12 protein-coding genes and 1 tRNA gene are annotated in these 18350 nt (G+C 57.3%); 5 read left to right on the top strand and 8 right to left on the bottom strand.

Annotated elements, in window-relative coordinates:
- Window positions 1-3: 3 nt before the first annotated feature.
- A complete protein-coding gene (locus MGMSRV2_RS15245; RefSeq protein WP_024081251.1) occupies window positions 4-1494 on the bottom strand; it encodes a carboxypeptidase M32 in 1491 nt (496 codons plus the stop codon).
- Between the two features lie 83 nt (window positions 1495-1577).
- On the opposite strand from MGMSRV2_RS15245, the gene elbB reads away from it, so the two are divergent.
- From elbB to MGMSRV2_RS15225, 4 genes are all read left to right on the top strand, one after another.
- Entirely contained in the window at window positions 1578-2234 is a 657-nt protein-coding gene (gene elbB, locus MGMSRV2_RS15240) for an isoprenoid biosynthesis glyoxalase ElbB (RefSeq protein ID WP_024081250.1), read from the top strand.
- A 7-nt stretch (window positions 2235-2241) separates the two neighbouring features.
- The gene (locus MGMSRV2_RS22240; RefSeq protein WP_024081249.1) at window positions 2242-2811 is read left to right on the top strand and encodes a PAS-domain containing protein; all 570 of its coding nucleotides are present in this window, start codon (window positions 2242-2244) and stop codon (window positions 2809-2811) included.
- Between the two features lie 86 nt (window positions 2812-2897).
- Complete coding sequence (locus tag MGMSRV2_RS15230) at window positions 2898-4013, top strand: cache domain-containing protein (RefSeq protein ID WP_024081248.1); 1116 nt, start codon at window positions 2898-2900, stop codon at window positions 4011-4013.
- Entirely contained in the window at window positions 4010-6532 is a 2523-nt protein-coding gene (locus tag MGMSRV2_RS15225) for a CHASE domain-containing protein (RefSeq protein WP_024081247.1), read from the top strand. Before MGMSRV2_RS15230 ends, MGMSRV2_RS15225 begins: the two co-directional genes overlap by 4 nt.
- A gap of 68 nt (window positions 6533-6600) precedes the next feature.
- On the opposite strand, the gene MGMSRV2_RS15220 is transcribed toward MGMSRV2_RS15225, so the two are convergent.
- Window positions 6601-6897, bottom strand: coding sequence for a hypothetical protein (locus MGMSRV2_RS15220; RefSeq protein WP_024081246.1), 297 nt, complete (start codon window positions 6895-6897; stop codon window positions 6601-6603).
- A 189-nt stretch (window positions 6898-7086) separates the two neighbouring features.
- Here MGMSRV2_RS15220 and MGMSRV2_RS15215 point away from each other — a divergent pair.
- Window positions 7087-7177 (top strand) — tRNA-Ser (locus tag MGMSRV2_RS15215).
- Window positions 7178-7572: 395 nt separating this feature from the next.
- Here MGMSRV2_RS15215 and MGMSRV2_RS15210 read toward each other — a convergent pair.
- From MGMSRV2_RS15210 to MGMSRV2_RS21500, 6 genes are all read right to left on the bottom strand, one after another.
- Complete coding sequence (locus MGMSRV2_RS15210; RefSeq protein ID WP_024081244.1) at window positions 7573-7965, bottom strand: response regulator; 393 nt, start codon at window positions 7963-7965, stop codon at window positions 7573-7575.
- Entirely contained in the window at window positions 7955-9022 is a 1068-nt protein-coding gene (locus MGMSRV2_RS15205) for an HD-GYP domain-containing protein (RefSeq protein ID WP_024081243.1), read from the bottom strand. Before MGMSRV2_RS15205 ends, MGMSRV2_RS15210 begins: the two co-directional genes overlap by 11 nt.
- Window positions 9006-11528 carry a hybrid sensor histidine kinase/response regulator gene (locus MGMSRV2_RS15200; protein ID WP_052589002.1) on the bottom strand — a complete coding sequence of 841 codons (2523 nt, stop codon included), beginning with the start codon at window positions 11526-11528 and terminating at the stop codon, window positions 9006-9008. The genes MGMSRV2_RS15205 and MGMSRV2_RS15200 overlap by 17 nt, the downstream gene beginning before the upstream one ends.
- Before the next feature lie 42 nt (window positions 11529-11570).
- Window positions 11571-13061 carry a GAF domain-containing protein gene (locus tag MGMSRV2_RS15195; RefSeq protein WP_024081238.1) on the bottom strand — a complete coding sequence of 497 codons (1491 nt, stop codon included), beginning with the start codon at window positions 13059-13061 and terminating at the stop codon, window positions 11571-11573.
- 3 nt (window positions 13062-13064) lie between these two features.
- Window positions 13065-17597 carry an EAL domain-containing protein gene (locus tag MGMSRV2_RS15190; protein ID WP_024081237.1) on the bottom strand — a complete coding sequence of 1511 codons (4533 nt, stop codon included), beginning with the start codon at window positions 17595-17597 and terminating at the stop codon, window positions 13065-13067.
- 522 nt (window positions 17598-18119) lie between these two features.
- Window positions 18120-18287: a hypothetical protein gene (locus tag MGMSRV2_RS21500; RefSeq protein WP_024081235.1), complete on the bottom strand. Its 168-nt coding sequence runs from the start codon at window positions 18285-18287 to the stop codon at window positions 18120-18122.
- Between the last annotated feature and the right edge of the window lie 63 nt (window positions 18288-18350).

Below are 18350 nucleotides of genomic sequence, written 5' to 3'. Positions count from 1 at the left end.
GGCTTAGTCCAAGTAGCGTTTCTGCAAATGCGCCTTGAACACCCCGGCATCCAGCGGTTCGCCGGTGGCGGCGACCAGCAGGTCGCGGGTGGACAGGCTTGATCCCTTGCCATGGACATGGGTGCGCAACCACGCCAACAGCGGGACGAAATCGCCCTGGGCGATGCCGGTCTCGATGGCCGGGTCGGCGGCCAAGCCAGCGGCGAACAATTGGGCGGCACTCATGGCGCCCAAGGTGTAGGTGGGGAAATAACCCCACGAGCCGCCATACCAGTGTATGTCCTGCAAGCAGCCCAAGCGGTCATCGGGAGGCGTGATGCCCAGCAGGCGGCGATAGCCGTCGTTCCAGGCGCCGGGCAGGTCGGCCAAATCCATGCGACCCTCGATCAGCGCCTTTTCCAGGCCATAGCGGATGATGACATGGGCGGGATAGGTGCATTCGTCGGCATCGACGCGGATGAAGCCGCGTTTGACCCGGGTGCCCAGGCGATAGAGGTTTTCCGGCTGCCATGCTGACCCGGTGCCGTCGAAGGCCTGTTGCATCAGGGGGGCGGCGAAGCCAGCGAAGCCGCGCGACCGGCAGGCCTGCATCTCCATCAGCAGGCTTTGGCTTTCATGCATCTGCATACCGCGCGCCCGGCCCACCGGCTGATAGCGCCATTTACCCGTGGGCAGGCCGAAATCGTAAAGCGCATGGCCGGTCTCGTGGATCACCCCCATCAGCGCCGTGGTGAAGTCGTCGGTGTTGTAGCGGGTGGTGATGCGCACATCCTCGGGGTAGCCGCCGCAGAACGGATGGGCGCTGACATCCTGGCGACCATGATGGAAGTCGAAGCCCAGCACCGCCATGATGCGCTGACCCAGTTGTTTCTGGTTTTCCACCGGGAACGGGCCGGCGGGCAGTTGCGGTTCCGGGCGGGCCGCCTGGGCCTCCAGGGCCTGGCCGATGAAATCGGGCAAAAAGGCCTCCAGGTCGGCGAACACCGCGTCGATGTCGGCAGAGCGGCCATCGGGCTCGTACTGATCGAGCAGAGCGTCGTAGATGCCCACCCCCAGAGCCTCGGCCTTGGCTTGGCCAGCCTGGATGGTCAGGTTCAGGATTTCCCGCAAGGACGGCAATACGGCGGCGAAATCGGCATTGGGCCGGGCCTGGCGCCAGATCATCTCGCAGGTCGATTCGGCCTTGGCCATGGCATCGACCAGGTCGGCGGGCAGGGCGGCGGCATGCACCCAATCGCGGTGCATTTCGTGCAGATTGGCCCGTTCCCACTCGTCCAGCGCCTCGGCCTTGGCCGCCGCCAGCAGATCGGCCATGTCGGGGGCGGTCAGGGTTTCATGCGACAGGGTCTTCAACAGCGCCAGTTGTTCCGCCCGGGCCTCGGCCCCGCCTTCGGGCATCATCGCCGACATGTCCCAATGCAACACCGACAAGGCGTCGCCCAAAATCGCCGCCTTCTTGAAACGGGCTTCCAAAAGATCATATGCGCGGGACATGCGGACTCCTGTGACGGTCTGGCGGCAGCGGCGGTTTTCCCGCTAATATGGGCGTGGTTCAAGACATTATCAGGGGAACGTCCATGGCCAAGGCCAAATTCGCGGTGATTTTGTCGGGATGCGGGGTCTATGACGGCGCTGAAATCCACGAGGCGGTGCTGACCTTGCTGGCCATCGACCGGGCCGGGGCGGCTTATCAGTGCTTCGCCCCCGATGTGGCGCAGATGCATGTGGTCAACCACCTGACCGGCCAGCCCGCCGAGGAAAGCCGCAACGTCCTGGTGGAAGCGGCGCGCATCGCCCGCGGCCATATCAAGCCCCTGTCGGATCTGGACATGGCCGAGCATGACGCGCTCATCCTGCCCGGCGGTTTCGGTGCCGCCAAGAATCTGTGCACCTTCGCCATTGCCGGCCCCGATTGCACCGTCGACCCCCAGACCGAACGGGTGATCAAGGCCGCCCACGCCGCCGGCAAGCCCATCGGTGCCCTATGCATCGCCCCCGCCTTGATCGCCAAGGTGTTGGGCCCTGTCACCGTCACCATCGGCTCCGATGCCGGCACGGCGCAGGCGGTGGAAGCCACCGGGGCCAGCCATGTGACCACCAGCCACGGCCAGACCGTGGTCGATCGGGCCAACAAGCTGGTGTCGTCACCGTGCTACATGCTGGACGCCACCATCTCGCAAATCGACGACGGCGCCCAGGCGGTGGTCTCCGACATCCTGAAGATGCTGGGCTGATCGGCCCATGGACACGGACGCCCATCCGTTGCAGCAAACCCTGGACGCGCTGGAAGACGGGGTGATCCGCTTCGACGGCGACCTGAATCTGCTGACCTGGAACCGGGCGGTGGTGGACTTGATGGCGTTCCCGCCTGCATTGATGCAGGTGGGAACACCCTTTCTGTCCTTTGTCGAATTCAACGTGGCGCGGGGCGAACACGGCCCCGGCGAACGCCGCCTGATCGTCAGCCAGCGTCTGGCCAGCCTGACCGATTCCTATTCCCGCCGCCGTCCTGACGGCACGCTGATCCGCATCCGATCGACCGCCATGGCCGATGGCGGCATCGTCAAGGTCTTTACCAAGGTGAGCGAGGGGCGCAGCACGCAAGACCCCGTTCCCGCCCTGACTGCGCGCGAGCGTGAGGTGCTGCTGTGGGCGGCCCAAGGCAAAACGGCGTGGGAGACCGCGGCAATCCTCGGGATTTCATCGAAGACGGTGGAATTCCACCTGGGCAATTGCGGCCGCAAGCTGGGGGCGGCGACCAAGGCCCAGACCATCCTGGCCGCCGCGCGCAGGGGATTGCTGCCATTATGATCCTGCCATGTGGGACGGGCATGGATAAGCTTTGTCCTTTTGTATAAGTTTATAAAAAAACCAAACGTCTGGTCAGGGAGGTGACAATGGCGGAGGCACCAGCCCCACCCCGGAATATCCGTGTGCCCTTGCTGGCCTTGGTCTTGCTGGTCTGTGCCCAGGCCACTTGGCTGATCGGCGAGTTCGGCGCCGAACGCAGCGCCTCGCTGCAACGCCAGGCGATGGCTCCCGGCAACGAATTGACCACCTTGCTGCGACACGAGACCGAAAGCGCCCAACGCCATCTGGCCATTGTCCAATCCCAGGCCGAGGTGGTGCTGAAGGAAAGGGTGCGCCAGCGGGCGGACGAAGCGGTGGCCATCGCCCAGGCCATCCATGATCAGGCCGCAGGCACCATGCCCCAGGCGGCGATCAAGGCCCTGGTGCGCGAAGCCTTGCGCTCGCCCCGTTTCTTTTCCGGGCGCGGCTACTATTTCATCGACGACATGGATGGCAATTGCATCTTGCTGCCCACGGTTCCGCGGCTGGAAGGCACGTCGCTGATGAACAACCGCGACGATGCCGGGCGTTATATCATGCGCGAGTTGATCCGTGCGGTTTCCGGCCCCGGCGATGCCGGCTATGTCCGCTACAGTTGGTATCCGCCCAACGTCACCGACCGCATGGACGACAAGGTCGCCTATGCCCGCCAATTCAAGCCGTTCGGCTGGCTGATCGGCACCGGCGATTACGTCTCGGCGGTGGAGGACGGATTGAAGGCCGATGCCCTGGAACGCCTGCGGGCCGTGCGTCTGTCCCGGGCCGGCCATCTGGTCGTATTGGACCAAAACGGGGTGATCAAGCTGTTTCCCGACGCCCCCAACCTTGAGGGCACCCGGCTGGAAAATCTGACCGATGGGGCGGAAGCCACCGCGCTTCGGGCCATTCGCGCCATCGCCGTCTCGGGCGGCGGCGGCACCAGCTTCACCATGGCGGTCAGTGATACCGGACGGCAGCAGACGTGGTTCGCCTGGGCGCAAAGCGAACCCACCTTCAATTGGGTGGTCGGCGCCATGGCCGCTGCCGGTGAAGAAACCGAAGTGGCCGAAAGTGGCCTGTGGCGCAGCCTGGGCCGGTTCGTCCTGCCCCTGGTCATGCTGGTGGTGGTGGCGGTGTGGATCATGATCATCCTGTCCGATCGGCAGCGGGAAAAGCAGACATGAACCCCAGCCTGCTGCTGCGCAGCCTGCGGGCAGGGCAGGTCCTGTTCCTGGCCTTATTGTTGGCGATGACGTTGGCGGCCTCCTTGTTCATTTGGTGGGCCGAGGTTCAGCGCGAGGAGGCCAATGCCCGCTCTGATTTCGAACGCAACACCGACCAGATGTTCAGCGCTTTGTCCGCCCGTCTGGAAATATTCCAGGCCATCTTGCGGGCCGGTGCCGGCACCTGGGCCGAATACCCGGACATGGGTGTCAACGAGTGGAACACCTTTGTCCAACGCGCCTTGCTGGACGCCGATTATCCCGGCGTCGATGGTCTGGCGGTGGCCGTTCCGATCGACGCCCGCCAGCAACAGGCCTTCGTCACCGACATCCGCCAGCGCCTGTGGCGCAATTTTGTCATCCACCCCGACAACACGGGCCGATCTGGCGCCTTCATCACCCATATCTCGCCCTTGTCGCGGGCGGCCAAGGCCATCGGTTTCGACATTTCCTCGCATCCGGGCCGCTGGCAGGCGGCGCAACTGGCCCGCGATACCGGCAAGACCACATTGAGCACACCGCTGTCCCTGATCACCAGCGGCGGTGAAAACCGGTCCTTCTTGCTGATTCACCCGATTTACCGCCCCGATTACCCCATCGCCACCGTCACCCAGCGCCGTGACGCCTTGTTCGGGTGGCTGTTGTTAGGGTTGCACGCCCAGACCCTGGTCGGAAACATCGCCAATACGGTCAAAGATCCGTTGCTGGACATCAGTGTTTATTCCGGCAGCATCACCGAATCCAACCGCATCTACGGTGCTGACCGACCGCGCCGATTGGAAGCCGGGATGTTCGAGACCCGCCGGGTGCTGGACTTCGCCGGCAGCCGTTGGACATTGCTGGCCCATCGCCATCTGCCCCGTTCGGCCCTGTGGTTTGGCGCCGCGCCGCTGATCTTGCTGGGGATTTGCATCGCGCTGAGCCTGGCGGTGACCGCCGCCACAACCTTGCTGCTGGTTTCGCGCGAGCAAAGCCGGCAATTGGCGTTGCAGGCCATGGGGCAGCTGAGCCGCACCGAGCGCACCTTGGCAGGCGTCACCGCCTCGGCCCCCGGCACGGTGTTTCAATGGCAGCGACGGGCCGATGGCAGCGGCGGCTTCACCTTTGTCTCGCCGCAGGCAGTTCCCATGTTCGGCATCGCCCCCGAGTCACTGACCGCCGATTGGCGACATCTGCCCTTCGCGCCCGAGGAATTGCAAGCTTGGCCCCAGGCCATGGCCGCCGCCGCCGACAGCCAGGACGAGTGGCAGATGGAGGGGCGCTATCGCGCCGTCGATGGTGGCTTGCGTTGGTGGAAATGCACCGCCTCGTCCAGCCCTGGCGACGATGGCTCCGTCGCCCTCAACGGCATATTCGTCGATATCACCGAACAAAAGGACGCCCAGCGCCAACTGGCCGAGCGCGAGCGCACCTATCGCGAAATGTTCGAGCGCACCAGCGCCGTCAAGGTGCTGATCGACCCGGAGAACGGCGAGGTCATCGACGCCAATGCCGCCGCCTGTAGCTATTATGGCTATGGCGCCGATGACACCAAACGGTGGGCCAGCCAAGTCTCGCTGATGGCCGAGGACGCATTGCGGGATGTGCTGGCCCGTAGCGCTGGTGGTGAACAACAATTCTTCCGCTCGCGCCATCGCCTGCTGTCGGGAGACGTACGCGAGGTCGAGGTCCATATGGGACCGGTGCGCATGAACGGACGGCAATACGTGCACGCCATCGTCCACGACGTCACCGACCGCGAACACTATCAAGCCGAACTGGTGGAAAAATCGGCCAAGCTGGAAACCTCCAACGCCGAGTTGGAACAGTTTTCCTATGTGGCGTCACACGATTTGCAGGAGCCGTTGCGCACCATCGCCAGCTTCCTGCAATTGCTGGAACGCCGCTATGACGACAGATTGGACGATGACGGGCGCCAGTTCATCGGCTTCGCCGTCGATGCCGCTTCGCGCCTGCAGGCGATGATCCAGGATCTGTTGGAATATTCCCGCGTTGGCACCCGCGGTCGCCCCTTCGCTGCCACCGATATGGACAGGGTCTGTTCTGTCGGCCAAGGCAACCTGACCCGTGCCATCCAGGAATCCGGCGCCAGCATCATCGCCGAGCCTCTGCCCAAGGTGATGGCCGATGAAGTGCAGATGGTCAGTCTGTTGCAGAATCTGATGGGCAATGGCCTGAAATATCGGCGCGAGAACGTCGCCCCGCAAATCCGTATCTGGGCGGAGGAAGAGGCCGAGCGCTGGGTCTTCTCCGTCGCCGATAACGGCATCGGCATAGAACCGCAATATTTCGACCGCATTTTCCTGGTATTCCAGCGCCTGCACACGCGGGAGAAGTTCGGCGGCACCGGTATCGGCTTGGCATTATGCCGTAAGATCGTGCAGCGCCACGGCGGCGATATCTGGCTGGACTCGGTGCCGGGTCAGGGCACGACCTTCCACTTCAGCCTGCCCAAGCGCCCTCTGTCCGAAGCGGCTTGAATTTCACCGCGCCAGCCTCGTCTCCGGCAAGGCCGAAGAAGACGGGAAACACTGAAAAATCAAGAAACTTAGGCAGCGCGGCGGAAGCGGAAACGCTTGTTGCGTTTGCGGCTGGCCACCAGCAAGGCGGTGCCGGCCATACCGACCACGACCCAGGCCGGCAGGTCCATGATCACCGCTTCAAGGGCGGCGAACAGGCTTTGTTCAGGGGCGGGCTCGGGGGCGGCGCCCACCAGCAAGGTGATAACGTCGGCGGTCAGGATACCGGCATAATCCGCCGGCCCCAAGGCCAAAACGGCGTCCCCCGACGCCATGACCACGGTTACCGCGATCAGGAACCATCCGACGATACGGCCCAGCAGCATGACGCCCCCGCAAGGATTTTATCGGCTTTTAAATCAGACGCTAAGGTTTGCACCCTAGACGACCAAATTTCAACGGTTTTCGTGACTTGCCCAAGTTTTTACCAGACTCTGCCTTTGGCCTTGCCCATCCCCTTACTTCCGTGTATTTTCCCGCCTCTCTGATCCGGGTAATGCTCGGTCAGGCGATGCGGAGGGATGGCCGAGCGGTCGAAGGCGCACGCCTGGAAAGTGTGTATACGTCAAAAGCGTATCGAGGGTTCGAATCCCTCTCCCTCCGCCACTACTTCCAAAGAATAGATTCTCTGACGCATAGAGCCTTGGGCGAAAGCCCAAGGCTCTGCGCCATTTATGACCAGTAACTGTTGACCTTCTGGTCTTCTGGTTGCGCATTTTTAACCAATTTCATCTTCTCTCTAGCCCTGTTTCTCTGGAAGCTGTTGACTGCCGCCAAACGGTACGGGTTCTAAAGTTGCAAGTAATTCAATGAGTTGCGGCGCCAAAAGCTGCTGACCTTTTCGCTGTTTTTATTGGCGCGGGCTGGAGTCTGGGAGTGGAATGGGCGGTCAACAGCCGTCTTGGCGCCCCGCAGAGTCGAGCGGCGCCAAGGGCCCCGACAACCGCCATTCGGCGGGAACGTTCCCTATGCCGGGTCAGTGCCAGGAAGGGACGGTCGCATCAGGCATGACGGCCCAGTATCTTCTCCACACCGGCGTGCAAAATTTTCACGGAGACCGGTTTCTCGAGAAAGAGGTCGACGCCCGCAGCAAAAGCCGTCTCGGCATTCTTCTCGCCGACCATCCCAGTTACCAGAACGATAACCGTTTTCGGATCGATCCCGTCTACACCTGCTCGGATTCGACGGGTGCATTCCAGTCCGTCCATTACATCCATCTGCCAGTCCATGAAGACGATGTCCGCCCCGCCAGCCTGGAGGGCGGAAATGGCCTCGGCACCATTGGCAGCCGAGACGATCTCCGTAATGCCGAGAGCCCCTAAAACCATATGGATCAGTTCTCTCATCTGGGCATTATCCTCGACGATAACAGCGCGCCTGGGCTTAACCTTCATAAAATTGCTCCCTAAGTGCAACGATTTCGTGCAATATGCCGAGAAACACCTCTACAAGCATTGGATCGAAGTGCTTGCCGGACTGATCCTTTACCAGGGCAACCGCCTTTTCCAGCGGCCAAGCTTCCTTGTAGGGTCTTGACGAAGTCAGGGCGTCGAACACGTCGCAGATGGCGGCAATACGGGCCTCAATGGGGATATCCTCGCCCTTGAGGCCCTGGGGATAGCCGCTGCCATCCCATTTCTCGTGATGGCACAATGCCACATTTCGGGCCATCATTAGTAATTCAGATTTGTGCTCGCCAATAATTTGGGCCCCTATCGAAACATGCGTCTCCATAATCTTTCGTTCTTCGGGGGCATGCCGACCGGGCTTGAGTAGAATATTGTCGGGGATACCAATCTTACCGACATCGTGCATCGGCGTTGCGTAAAGGATCAACTCGGCCCGCGCGGCCCCCAAACCAGCAGCCAATGCCAGCATTTGGCACGAGTGACTCATGCGCATCACATGCATACCCGTTTCTTCGTCGCGGTACTCCCCAGCCTGACCTAGGCGCTCGATGATCTGTAGCTGGGTCTCGCGCACCTCTCTTGTGCGCTCCTGGACAATCTCTTCCAACTCGTCGGCACGTAGCCTCTGTCGCTTGTATAACCGGCGAGTCTCCAGCATGTTCCGAATGCGCAGGAGCACCTCCCACCGCTTGAACGGCTTGTTGACGAAGTCTCGCGCTCCAGCCGTTAGCGCCTGGAATCTTGTCTCATCATCGGTCTGGGCGGTCAGCACCAGCACCGGGAGCCAGTCGCCCTCCTCCAGAGTGGCACCGAGTTCTTCCATTACTTCTATGCCGCTCATATGCGGCATGCGGATATCAAGCAGAATGATGTCAAAGTCATGAGTCTGGTGAAGGCCCACCACATCGCGGGGATCGCCGGTCGACATTAAATTGGTACAACCTTCCCCGTGCAGTAGTGCTTCGAGAACGGCAACATTGGCGGGTTCGTCGTCGACGATGAGAATCTTGGAGGTGAGAAGCGCATCATTGATTACTGACATGCTTGTATTCCATCTCGCGAGACAGGGTGCGGACAAGCTCTGACAATTTGACAGGCTTGGTTAGGTAATCGGTGAAACCGCCATTTCGCGCTCTCTCTATGGTTGAGCCGCTGGCGTCGGCACTTAGGCCGATTACGGGGATATGGCGTATCAAGGCGTCTTCCTTGAGCCGTGCGATGGCCTCGAAGCCATTTACGCCAGGGAGATTAATGTCGAGTAGAATCAAATCGGGCTGGCTGCTACGAGCTAAGTTCAGCCCCTCTTCGGCATTATTGGCGGCGATCAACCGCATGGGCGCGAGTTGCTCGAACAGGGCCTCCATCAGACGCACATTGGCCGCATTGTCCTCGATATAGAGGACTAGGCCATTATCAAAGTGGCTATCGATTTTGCTCATGCCATCAATGACAACGGCGGCGGGAGACTCTACCTCGTTGTCACACAACGGGAAGTCCAACCAGAAGCGTGAGCCTTCATCAACCATGCTGGAAAAGCCGATGCGCCCGCCCATGGCCTCGATGATGCTTTTGGTTAAGGCGAGGCCAATGCCTGTGCCCTCGGTCGCAGTTTTGTCGGCCCCGAGTCGGTTGAAGGGTTTGAATATTTGATCCTGCTTGTGGATGGGAATGCCCTGGCCGGTATCGGAGATGGTCAGCCTGTGGAAATGGTCGTCGAGGGCCTCAACCGAGATGGTCACGGTGCCTCCATGTCGGTTGTACTTGGCGGCATTGGAGAGCAGGTTGAGGATCAATTGCTTGGTGCGCTGGGGATCTGCCAGGACCGTCGCGTTACACGCTACGGCCTCATTAACCGGCGAAACCTCGTGTTTGGCAAAGATGGGCGACGACAGCGAAACGCATTCCTCGATCACCGAACCGAGATTAACCGCCGCCATTTCCTGTGTCATGGCCCCGGCCTCGACCTTAGCGAGATCGAGCACTTCGTTGATGAGGTCGAGCAGATGTGAGCCGCCTGTCAGGATGTGATCAACGTATCCTCGCTGCTTTTCGGTCAGGGGGGTGTCATAACCCGCGAGCAACACCTCAGCGAAACCAAGGACGGCGTTCAAGGGAGTCCGCAACTCGTGGCTCATGTTGGACAGGAAATCCGACTTCGCCTTATTCGCAGCTTCCGCGGCAAGCTTGCTTTCTCGCAACTGGATTTCGATCTCTTTGATCTTGGTTGCGTCTGTCCCCGTGCCACGATAACCGACAAATCCACCGTCTGGGTCGAACGCCGGAACACCGCAAATGCGGAAAAACTTTCGTCCCAGAGGTGTGGAAACCATATAATCAAAGTTTTTAAATGGACGACGATTGTATAGGTCGTCGTTATGGCGACTCAGATCGGCTTCATCTATTTCGGATATTTTTGACCCTCGGGTCTTTCCAATAATTGACATCGGGTCAAGGCCAGTCACCGCACCGAATCGCCCGGAAACCCAGGTGAAGCGAAGTTCCGTATCCATCTCCCAGTACCAGTCCGAAGATGCCTTGGCAAAATCAGCAAAGCGATCCCTGCTGTTCCTGGCGTCGATCTCTATCAATTTCCTGGCGGTAATGTTCGTATGGGAGACGACGGCCCCTGGCTCCGCACCGGTGAGCGGGGAAATATCTAGGCTAAACCAACGCTGCTCCGTCGGCGAGTGGCATGGATATTCCAGGGAAATTCCAGACGATCGCCCATTGATAACGTCCAGAATTGCATGAGGCGTCAGTTCAGGGGGGCATTCAATCGCTTCCATCCCACAAACCGATCCATAAAAATCACCAATGCAGAAGTTGGTCGGCCCATTATTGGCCATAGAGAACTCGCGCCATGCCTTGTTAACCATGGCAATGCGTCCCTGGCCATCAAGGACCGCGATATGCTGCGGCATGCAGTCAATAATCAGGGCAAGCTTGTCACGTGTTATCGCTAATTCTGCAGAATGTCGGGACGCAGTCTCCTCAGCAATTTTTCGGTCGGTAATGTCCATTACCGTAGTGAGACAGCGCCACCCCTCACCCCACTCAGTCCCAAGGCGAACGCTTTTTAGGATGATGGGGACTGGTGCTTTTTGATGAGGCGACAGCCGAGATTCTGTCGTGGCATTCCCTTGCGCCCTCACCAGAGAAAAGTGGCCATCCACACCCTGACGGACATTGCCATCCACAAACATTCGGAATGGCATACCCATCACATGAGCTCGATCAGTACCAATAAGCTTCAAACCCGCAATGTTGACGTCAATTATTGAGAGACGATCATCCAGAACAAAGTATCCTATTGGAGCACAGTCAAAAAGATCACGATTTTTGTTATTTTGTTTCTCAATATTCTCGCGAGCCTGCTGAAGCTCATCATTCTGGGCTCTAAGCTCTTCCTCATGGACTCTTAAATTATGGAGGGTTTCTTCAAGAAGGTGCTGCCCCGCCTGAGGGCCATCTAAAACAAGCCGACGAAGCGCAAGGTCTTCATCGTCCTGCATCTGCCTCTCAATTTCGAGCTGGTGTTTTTCGACCATATTAGCACCACGTCAGATTACGATTGGACATCCGTCCGGGGCCTATAACCATTGGAGCAATGTGTTTCTGAATCTAGCCGCAGTCATCCTCTCGTCGTTATTCCATGGACGGCTATAGCCAGATTTGACTTCGATCCATTTTTCGAATGATCGGCGGGGAGAGAGCATTACCACCCCCGCCTTTTCGACCACCGGCTTGTTTGGGTTCCCAGCCCAAGCGACTTCCTGGGCCAGTGCTGGCCTAAACCAGTAAAACCGAACCCATCCTGACCTCAAGGAGCGCGCCTTTATGGCGACCATGCCACTCACCACGGCAAGCAAGCCAACCTGACCATGGAAAAAATCATCAAGATGATCTGAAATCACGACCGTTTCACGGCTTTCGTTGAGAAACCAATCGTCTATCACCCCCATTCCGTCTAGATCAGGGGCCTCACCGGTGATCACCACATCATTGCCGATGGCCATAGCAAAACCCTGTGCGCCCATAGCCTGCATCAACTGATCTTTCATCTTGTCGATGCCGTCTAACGGGTCTTCGTGTTGAGAAAGAGCCTCTAGAATTTTTTCGATGCGCCGGTCGAGGCTATCCAGAGATTGAATGCGTCGTCCGGCAAAATGAGAGGTGAGGCCAAGGCTATATGCATTGGTCAGAGAGACACATGCCGAACGTTGATCTTGGGAGAGGAAATGAGGTTTGAGACTATGACAAGCGACAAGCCCCCACAGCTTGCCGGTAACTCGGATAGGCACCGAGAAAGAAGCTCCAACCCCCATATGATTGAGATACTCCAGATGAACCGGCGAAACACTGCGCAGATCAGACCAAGCCAAATCCGCTGGAATATCTCCCAATCTGAGCAGCGGAACAGGCTGAGCTGTGGCGTCTGGGATCATACGGCAAGGATTGAGGATATAAAGATTCCTGGCAATGGCAGGAATATCGCTGGCAGGAAACCGCAATCCTAAATAACTTCCCAGTGCCTTTGTCGATGCTTCGGAAATGACTTCACCCGACCAATCCTCTTGAAATCGGTAGATCATCACCCGGTCGTAGCCAGTCACCGTCTGGAAGGCTTGCACCAACATATTGTGGTGCTCGATGACTTCGTCATCGTCATAGGGAACAGACAGCAGCGGGGACTGGAGTTGTTGAACGGGAATGGGAGCACTCGGCACGGCGCTTCTCTCGATTTCAATAACAATGAAATCGACACCACGTACCGCCAATACCTCCACTCGGGCCCCCATGAACTCGGCGACACTATCCACGCGAAGACGCTTCCCCGGCTGGTCCGGCAGTGCCTTGAGGGATGCAATGGGCAAGAAGTTCAAGGTCTCTAAGTTTTGGCCTAAAGCTTTTGCAGGATCAGTTCCGATAAAATCTGCAAGATTTGATGATACGTGGGTTACCGTTCCCGACTTTGAATCGATGCGAATCAACGCGCCAAAAGACTGGATAGCGCCCGACAAATTCAGCTGCTCCGATTCGCAGCGTTGCACTAGGGCTTCCAACATAGATAGCGTTGTCATGCACTACCTCTTGGGTGGCTTGCGGGAGGATTTTCCCCCAGACTCAATCACCTTGGCAAACGCGTCCGGCGACAAGGGGCGATGGAACAAGTACCCCTGAACCATGTCACACCCCTCCTCCTTCAAGACCCCCAATTGGTCCTCGGATTCGACGCCTTCGGCCACCACTCGCATCCCTAATGCTCTGGACATATCGATGATCGCTTTCGCGATGGAGCGGTCATCCCTCTCTAGGGCGATACCGTCAACAAAACTGCGGTCGATCTTAAGCTCATGGATAGGCAGCTTTTTCAAATAGGACAGGGATGAATAGCCGGTGCCAAAGTCGTCGATGCTCACCTTCATCCCCATCCCGTCGAAGCTGGTCAGCATCTCCTTCACCATGTCTATTCGTTCCATCAGGGCGCTTTCAGTAAGCTCAATACCAATGAGATCGGAGGAAATTCCAGAATTATCAAGCCAAGAGCCGACCTTAGCTGCGAAGCCTGCATCCCGAAGCTGGTGTGCAGACACATTGATGGCAATACGGGGAACAATGAGCCCCCTCTCTCGCCAATAGGCAATCTGCTCCAGCACCATGGTAAAGACGGTTTCACCGATTGCTCCAATCAGGCCGCAGCTTTCCGCGATTGGAATAAAATGGGCCGGTGAAACCTCACCCAAGTTGGGATCGCGCCACCGCAGAAGCGCCTCGGCACCAACCACCTCTCCCGTGTGAATATCTACCTGCGGCTGGTAGCACATACGAAAGCTATTGGTCTCAAGCGCCAATCGTAGCCCCGTTTCCAGGGTCAGGCGTTGCAGAGCGATCACCTTCATTTCATCGGCAAAAAACTGATATTGGTTCCGACCTCGCTCCTTGGCGCGATACATGGCTGTGTCGGCATGCTTCAGCAGGGTAAGACTGTCTTCGCCGTCATTGGGAAAAACACTGATGCCAATACTGGCGGAGACGAACAGGCTTTTATCGTTAATGCTGAAGGAAGCTCCCAGAAAATCGACGATGCGGCTGGCGACGGAGTTGACCTTTTCGAGGCTTACATCGGTCAAAACAGCAACAAACTCGTCTCCACCCAACCTTGCCAGGGTATCAGAATCCCTTACGCAATGCTTAAGCCGCTCCGTCGCCTGCTTCAGAAGTTGATCACCCACATCATGCCCTAGGCTGTCATTGATCACTTTGAAGTTATCGAGATCAATGAACAGGACCGCCAGCTTGGTCTTTTGTCGCTTGGCTTGTGCCACGGCATGCTTGAGGCGATCCATCAACAAACTTCGATTGGGAATCCCTGTCAATTCATCGTGAGTGGCTAGAAATTCGATGCGTCGCTGCGAACTCTTGATCGCTGAAATATCGCTAAAAATAGCCACGTAATTGACGACCGCACCGTTTTCATCACGAACAGAATTGACGGTCAGCCATTCCGGATAAATTTCACCATTCTTGCGGCTGTTGAAGATTTCCCCTTGCCAACACCCCTGCTCAATCAGGGAACGCCACATGGCATCATAGAAGTCTTTTCCGTGTTTCCCCGATTGCAGAAAACGCGGGTTCTTACCAATAACCTCTTGATGGCTATATCCTGTGATGCGGCAAAACGAGTCATTGACGGTTATGATATTGCCTGAGCTGTCCGTGATGGTAATTGCCTCTCCCGCACGATCAAAAACCTTGGCGGCGAGCCGCAATTGCTCTTCCGCGTGATGTTTCATTGTGACGTCGGTCGACTGAGAGCAAACCGCACGGACCACGCCGTTGGAGTCAAAGATGGGAAAACGGACAGAGTCTAACCAGACCTTTGACGTAGGAAACACCATCTCCTCAAGATGCTGAATGGCGGAAAGCTGTCCCATCACTTCGAGGTCTCGACTTCTCAGCAGTTGGGCGATATCACGACTGAAGAGCTGCTGATCGGTCTTGCCGATCACCTCATTTGCGGCGATGCCAAATAACTCTTCAAACCGCATATTTATAAATTCATAGCGACCGGCCGCATCTTTTAGAGAAACGGCAGATGTTGAATGGTTCATGATGGACAGAAGACGCTCTTGGCTTTCACGAATTTGTTCCTGGGCCTCAACAAGATCAGTATGGTCGACAACAACCAGAACAACACTCAGCGGCGTACCTGTCAGGCTCATGGATGGCGTGACAAATGCCTGAAATGTTCGCTTTCCAAACGTGATCTGGAAACTTTCCTTACGTTGCTCGGTTAGGGCTGCAATGAGGCTCTTATCGATGTTGTCGAGAAAGGCTGGTAACTTGAGGCGTCCTATATGCATTCCGCTGGCCGAGAGCGGCAAGTCGTAGGTCTTAACTGCCGCGCCATTGGCCCTCTTTAGGAAAAGCTCCGGGTCAAAAACCATAATTGGAAAATCAATTGTGTTATAGACGCCCTCGAAATCACTATTTATAGCCGAAAGCTCGGCAGATTTTATTAAGCTCTCCTCATTTACGCTCACTAATTCCTCGTTGGTAGCCTGAAGTTCCTCGTTGGAAGCCTCAAGCTCTTCATTAGAAGCTTGCAGTTCCTCATTAGCTGCCTGCACCTCTTCATTAAGAGCCTGCATTTCCTCATTGGAGGCAGCCATTTCCTCCATCAAGGTTTGGAGGTGCTCTCGAGTCGAGGCCAACTCATCGTCGGGAAAAACCTCAGAACCATCCTGTGACTCGGCTTCCCTGACGGCGTTAGCGGCGTCAGTTTGGACAGACCGTTCAAATACAACCAAGAAAATGTCTGCTTCAGCCTGCTGTCCCACGGGATGAACCGCTAACCGCCAAACCTGTTTGTCTAATGAGGCAATCCGTCGCTTCCGACTATAGGAACTGGCCTGACGACGACGGGCGCGATGCATCGTGGTCAGGATTTCATTGGAAAACTCAGGCACTATTAATTGGGCGAGATTCATTTCCGGCGTTCCCGTCGGAAAGTGGATAAAACGAGAAACAGGTCCGTGGCTATGCAATATCCGGCAACCTGCATCAATCAGCATCGCCGGGCCAAAATGGTCTGCAAGTGCGTTCAGAAAAATCCGCTCGTTCGATCTGTCTGGATTTCTCGACTCGTGTTTAGGAACTTTAAGCTGCCCCCTTACCAGCTTTCCCATGGTGATGGGACGGCTCTGCCCCCGTGGACGGAAGATTCTGGCCCGCCGATCAACTGACGCAAACATAGCTTCTTGCTGGGTAACTGTTTCAGAGCGACCAAGAAACAGCAGGCCATCTTCACGAAGCGAATATCGCAGGATCGACAAAACCTTGGCTTGGAGATCAGAGTTGAAATAGATCATCACGTTGCGGCAGGTGACTAAATCCAGCCTCAGGAACGGCGGATCAACGTTGACGTCCTGTCGTGCGAAGGTGACGCAGTCTCGCAGTTCCTTGGTCGGTTCAAACCCGTTGCCACAAGGAATAAAATACTTTGAAACATATTCTTGGGGCATTTCAGCCATGGCGGTCTGGTTATAGATACCCCGCCGCGCAACGCTCAGTGCGTTGTTGTCGATATCTGTCGCAAAAACCTGGAGACAACTTCCAATTCCTCTCTCGGAAATTAATTCCGAAAACATAATAGCCAGCGAATAGGCTTCCTCACCAGTAGCGCACCCGACCACCCAAACCCGGATTTCTTCACCTGGAAGTTTGCGATTTACAATCTCACGGGTGTGTCTTTCCAGGGCGCGAAAGGCATCCTTGTCCCGAAAAAACTCTGTCACGGAAATCAACGTCTCTTTGGCCAGAGCATCGAGCTCGTCGGGATCGCTATCAGTCTTGCTCAAATATTCAGCGAGGGTTCCGGTATTGGTAGCAGCCATCCTTCGCTGTAAACGTCTCTGGACCGTGGACAGTTTGTAGCTAGAAAAGTCAATCTTAGTGCGCAGTCGAACGCGCTCAAACAGGTCAGATAATTCAGCTGGCCGCTGTTCACCACTCTCAAGATTTGGCAGCATGCCTGGGAAACGCACCAAACGCTCTAACTCGCGCCCAATCTGGTCTGGTGATACAATACGGTCAGCCACACAGGCATCGATAGCAGAACGCGGCATGCCATCATATTTGGCGGTCTCTGGGATTTGGACAAAGGCAATCCCCCCCGCCGACTTGATTGCTCTCATTCCCCTCGTGCCGTCTGATCCGGTGCCAGAAAGGATAATTCCAATGGCCCGTTCCTCAAATTCGTCGGCCATGGACTGGAAAAGTATATTGATCGAGGGCTTTGGTGAGATTTCAGGGGATGCTTGGCTAAGGAGAAAATGCTCTTCCTTGAAAACCAGATTGGTACCGGGCGGGATGATATAAATGACGTCCGGTTGGGGGCGCTCGCCATCGGCGAGTTCTCGAACCGGCAGTCTGGTCTCACGAGATAGAATGTCCGCCATCATGCTGCGATGCGTAGGCGACATGTGCTGGGCGACGACGTAAATGCAGCCAAGGTCCAGTGGAAGACCTGCTACAAACTGGCTAAGAGCCTCTAATCCTCCGGCAGAGGCCCCAATTCCAATCACATGCGGCTTGCTGTCAACTTTTAGATCCATGCCACTCGGCCTCTAACCGCAACAAATCCTGTTTGATTAAAGACTCATACCATAACCCAGTAAAATATAATTAATGTTGCAGCGGCTTTCTGCGGGGGCTGTGGCGCCGCCAATACAATGGGCACCTGCAACAACAGCAGGTGCACCGTCAGCATCCGGTGAGCACCGCAGGGCTACTCTGTCGGTTTGGCCGATGGCGGTGCCTTACCCCCGCGTCGATGGCGTGGCCCGTGTGGGGTGCTGTCACGCCGAAAGTCTCCTTTGGGTCACGAAGGGCCGGTTGGTTGGGGCGCGGTGAATGGCCGCTGTGCCCCCGGCAGCCGCCGGTCAGCGGCAAAGTCTGCCATGCCAGCTGTGGATCATGTCCGGCACTTCGAGACCGACGCCAGGAAGAAGCTCAACGTGCCACCCCGAACATCTCCCGCTGCTGGTTCCATTCCACCGGCATGTCGTCCATCAGGTCGGCCAGTTGCACGGCCCGCATCTGCCGGTCGCCGCGCATGGCTTACACCTCGGCCGCCTTTACGCCGCGCGGGCGAGACGCTGTCTGACTTCCTTGACGAGGGTCCGCACATGATCGACGGAAAGGCGATCCCGCAGCAGAAAGGTATGCATGGTTGGATCGTCGAGGAGATCGTCCAGCGACGGCTCCCATATCCACCGATCAAGCCCAAAGTCTTGCGCCCGCATTTGCCCCTCCCAAGGTCTGCTATTCTCGACGACGGCTGATGTCTACACCGCATCCGCCCGCCC

This window comes from Magnetospirillum gryphiswaldense MSR-1 v2 (genome assembly GCF_000513295.1).
Lineage (GTDB): Bacteria > Pseudomonadota > Alphaproteobacteria > Rhodospirillales > Magnetospirillaceae > Magnetospirillum > Magnetospirillum gryphiswaldense.
The sequence above is the reverse complement of the archived record's forward strand: the minus strand, read 5'-3'. Positions and strand labels throughout refer to the sequence as shown.

Coding starts and splice junctions, on each gene's coding strand:
- MGMSRV2_RS15245 (WP_024081251.1), bottom strand. CDS start 1,494: ATGTCCCGCGCATATGATCTTTTGGAAGCCCGTTTCAAGAAGGCGGCG.
- elbB (WP_024081250.1), top strand. CDS start 1,578: ATGGCCAAGGCCAAATTCGCGGTGATTTTGTCGGGATGCGGGGTCTAT.
- MGMSRV2_RS22240 (WP_024081249.1), top strand. CDS start 2,242: ATGGACACGGACGCCCATCCGTTGCAGCAAACCCTGGACGCGCTGGAA.
- MGMSRV2_RS15230 (WP_024081248.1), top strand. CDS start 2,898: ATGGCGGAGGCACCAGCCCCACCCCGGAATATCCGTGTGCCCTTGCTG.
- MGMSRV2_RS15225 (WP_024081247.1), top strand. CDS start 4,010: ATGAACCCCAGCCTGCTGCTGCGCAGCCTGCGGGCAGGGCAGGTCCTG.
- MGMSRV2_RS15220 (WP_024081246.1), bottom strand. CDS start 6,897: ATGCTGCTGGGCCGTATCGTCGGATGGTTCCTGATCGCGGTAACCGTG.
- MGMSRV2_RS15210 (WP_024081244.1), bottom strand. CDS start 7,965: ATGAAGGTTAAGCCCAGGCGCGCTGTTATCGTCGAGGATAATGCCCAG.
- MGMSRV2_RS15205 (WP_024081243.1), bottom strand. CDS start 9,022: ATGTCAGTAATCAATGATGCGCTTCTCACCTCCAAGATTCTCATCGTC.
- MGMSRV2_RS15200 (WP_052589002.1), bottom strand. CDS start 11,528: ATGGTCGAAAAACACCAGCTCGAAATTGAGAGGCAGATGCAGGACGAT.
- MGMSRV2_RS15195 (WP_024081238.1), bottom strand. CDS start 13,061: ATGACAACGCTATCTATGTTGGAAGCCCTAGTGCAACGCTGCGAATCG.
- MGMSRV2_RS15190 (WP_024081237.1), bottom strand. CDS start 17,597: ATGGATCTAAAAGTTGACAGCAAGCCGCATGTGATTGGAATTGGGGCC.
- MGMSRV2_RS21500 (WP_024081235.1), bottom strand. CDS start 18,287: ATGCGGGCGCAAGACTTTGGGCTTGATCGGTGGATATGGGAGCCGTCG.